Genomic DNA, 694 nt, shown 5'->3' with positions numbered 1-694 from the left:
CGGGAGGATTGCTGACCGGAGCCGACCGTCGAAGACACGACAGCGTTGCCGTAGGAAAAACCACGGCAATGTTTTTGCACCACCGTATAACGCCTGAGTTAAGCCGAGCCGCGAAGCGGCTTCGGCTTGAATGAATTGTTAGGGCCCAAGCCGGCGCCCTGCAAATTACCCATGCTACGAGACTGCCGGGCGACGCATGTACTTGTCTGGGGAGGGGAGCTTCTCAAAGCCGAACTTCTCATACAAGGCTGGCGCCTCAGATGTGCGAAGCATAAGAATGATCTGCTGCAAGGCAGGATGCTCCGAGATGGCGCGAACGATTGCCTTGCCGTAGCCCTGCCCGCGATGGTCCGGGAGAACAAACATGTCCATCACGTACCCGAAGCGAGAGTAGTCAGTCACAACCCTGCCAAAGGCGACTTGAGAGGCACCAAGGTACCCGCCGAAGCATAGGGAATTTGCCAAGGAGGTGTGGACCGAAATCAGCGAGATGCCTCTTGCCCAATGCGACTGCTCCGACAGGAACTGGTGTATGAGCGGAACATCGAGCTCATCACTTTGGTGGAGATACGCAGACTTTCCACGGGCCCTAACGCCGGAATTAAGCCGAGCCGCGAAGCGGCTTCGGCTTGAATGACTTGTTATACGGCGGTGCTGATGGAGCCAGCAAACTGACAGCCCCAACCCCAGAGCA

The 694-nt window shown here is 57.2% G+C and carries 1 protein-coding gene; it reads right to left on the bottom strand.

Features of this window, described 5'->3' with window-relative positions:
• Nucleotides 1-174 precede the first annotated feature (174 nt).
• Nucleotides 175-465, bottom strand: coding sequence for a GNAT family N-acetyltransferase (locus ACFOLC_RS16130; RefSeq protein WP_386760288.1), 291 nt, complete (start codon nt 463-465; stop codon nt 175-177).
• Between the last annotated feature and the right edge of the window lie 229 nt (nt 466-694).

Source organism: Lysobacter cavernae, assembly GCF_042648505.1.
Lineage (GTDB): Bacteria > Pseudomonadota > Gammaproteobacteria > Xanthomonadales > Xanthomonadaceae > Lysobacter_L > Lysobacter_L cavernae.
Note: the sequence above shows the minus strand (reverse complement) of the source record. Positions and strands in the feature narration are given on the sequence as shown.